Below are 2284 nucleotides of genomic sequence, written 5' to 3'. Positions count from 1 at the left end.
GGCTCAGGCAACTGCCTCACCGGCATTCGCGCCGGCCACTTCCAACCCGCAGATGATCGCAGCGATCCACCGGCCAGCGCGGCACTTGAAGGAGCGCCGACGCTTCAAGACTCAATCCAAACCTTCTCAAAGTGCTGCTCCAGCGCCTGGTGCTGTTCGCAGCCTTCGACGCCCTTGCGATATGTCCGGTAGACCGAGCGCCAGTAGGGTTGGATGATGATGCCTGAGTCACGCAGATTCTGCTCGATCTTGGCCATGATCTCCTTGCGCGCCTTGGCGTCCGGCGTCGCCAGCGCCTTGTCGAGCAGGGTGTCGAATTCGGGGTTGGCGTAGGCGCTCTCGTTCCAGGCTGCACCCGATTTATACGCCAGCGCCAGCACCTGGACGCCGAGCGGGCGGCCGAGCCATTCGGTGCAGGAGAAGGGGTATTTGCTCCAGTCGTTCCAGAAGGTGGCGGCGGGCAGCACGGTGCGCTTGATCTTCAGTCCGGCCTCGCGCATCTGCGCGCCGATGGCGTCGCCGGTGCTCTTTTGCCATTCGACGTCGACGGAGATGAGCTCGAATTCGTGGTCGGCCCTGCCGGCCTCGGCGAGCAGCTTCTTCGACTGCTCGACGTCGCGCCTGGCCGGGCCGATATCGGCATATTCGGGGTGCATGGGGCCGACATGGTGGTTGTCGGCGGGCTTGCCGCGGCCGCCGAGGCCGAGCGCCAGCACGGCGGAATTGTCGACGGCGAGCTGGGCGGCGCGGCGCACCTTGACGTCGTCATAGGGCGCGTTGGCGACATTGAAGCGGGCGACGATGGTGGAGCCGGTGGCGATCTCGGAGTTCATCAGCCCCATCTGCTCGGTCTGCGAGACGGCGTCGGAGGCGGTTTCGTGATCGGTGTCAATCTCGCCGGATTCGAAGGCCGACAGCATGGCGTTGGGATCGGAGCCGTAGTCGACCCATTTGATGCCGTCGAGATGGAATTCGCCCTTCCACCACGGTCTGTCCTTGCGCTTCACCTCGGCGCCGGTCTCGGCATCCCAGCTGACCAGCTCGCAGGGGCCGGTGGTGATGGCAAGCGCCTTCAAGGGATCGCCGTCGCCCTCATAGGAGCGGTGCATGATCAGCGCCGGATAGTCGGCCATGCCGGCGATCAGCGAGATGTCTGACTTGGGCAGATTGAGCTTGATGGTGAAGTCGTCGACCTTGGCGATGCCGCCGTCGACGACCTTCTTGGTGTCGGCGTTGACCAGCGCGCCCATGCGCGCGGCGACCGAATTGCCCGGCACCGAGGCATCGCACCAGCGGGTGAGGTTGTGGATGACATCATCGGCGTTGAAGGCATCGCCGTTCGACCAGGATATGCCCTTGCGCACATGCAGGGTCAGCGTCCTGGCGTCGTCGCTCGCCTCCCAGCTTTCGAGCAGCCAGGGCTCGAAGGAGAAGTCGGTGTTCCAGCGCACCAGATATTCGTTGCAGTGGCGGGCGACATTCGACATCTCCACGCCGTCGAAGGTGCGCGGGTCCTTGAAGCCCTTGACGTTCATGGCGACGCGCAGGACGCCGCCTTTCTTCGGTTCTGCCGCGCGGGCAGGGGTGGTGCTGAGCCCGCCCAGCGCCACCGCGCCGGCGGCGCTGACACCGAGCCCGGCCATCAGCGCCAGGTATTCGCGGCGGTTGATGCCGCCGGCCTTGAAGTCCTCGGCGACGGGTTTGGCTTGCGGGTGGAGTTTGCGGTCGGTCAGCATGAATTTCATCGTCATTCCCCTGTTGTTGATGCATGCCGCCCAAAAGTGCCCAGCGGTTTTGGGACAACGGCATGCACAGAAAATCGCCCCGGCCGATCGACAGACGCGGGGGCGGACGCGACCGCCGGGGCGCCATGCCTGAGGGGGATGATAAGGCTGGGTGACGCGGGGGAGTGTTCGGGAATCCGCAGTGATTGTGCGGGGTTCCGCATGGGGAGTCGGCAGTGCGCTTATGCTTTGCAGCCGCGCTGGGAGGAGATGTGCCAACGGCGCGGCGCAATCTCCCTCCTTGAGGGGGAGATGGCCGGCAGGCCAGAGGGGGTCGGCACGACGGGACGCGACCTCCTACTTTCAAAAAGATGATGCTAGCGCTCTACGCGCGACGACCCCCTCTGTCGCCTTCGGCGACATCTCCCCCTCAAGGGGGGAGATTAGCGTTCCACCGTCGGCCACTCACCCCGGCCCAGCGCAGCAACCGCGCCCACAATCCGCGCAAACGCTTCCGCCGCTGCCGGCACCGACGTTCGGGCGCGCAGGAAGCTGTGCAC

1 protein-coding gene is annotated in these 2284 nt (G+C 65.4%); it reads right to left on the bottom strand.

Annotated features, from left to right (window positions below; translation table 11 throughout):
• Window positions 1–104: 104 nt before the first annotated feature.
• The gene (locus tag EN749_RS34405; RefSeq protein WP_127396027.1) at window positions 105–1745 is read right to left on the bottom strand and encodes an ABC transporter substrate-binding protein; all 1641 of its coding nucleotides are present in this window, start codon (window positions 1743–1745) and stop codon (window positions 105–107) included.
• Window positions 1746–2284: the final 539 nt, after the last annotated feature.

It is taken from the genome of Mesorhizobium sp. M7A.F.Ca.ET.027.02.1.1 (genome assembly GCF_004022985.1).
Lineage (GTDB): Bacteria > Pseudomonadota > Alphaproteobacteria > Rhizobiales > Rhizobiaceae > Mesorhizobium.
Note: the sequence above shows the minus strand (reverse complement) of the source record. Positions and strands in the feature narration are given on the sequence as shown.

Bases quoted from the DNA above. Each gene is read 5' to 3' on its own strand.
- EN749_RS34405 (WP_127396027.1), bottom strand. From the start codon at position 1,745: ATGAAATTCATGCTGACCGACCGCAAACTCCACCCGCAAGCCAAACCC.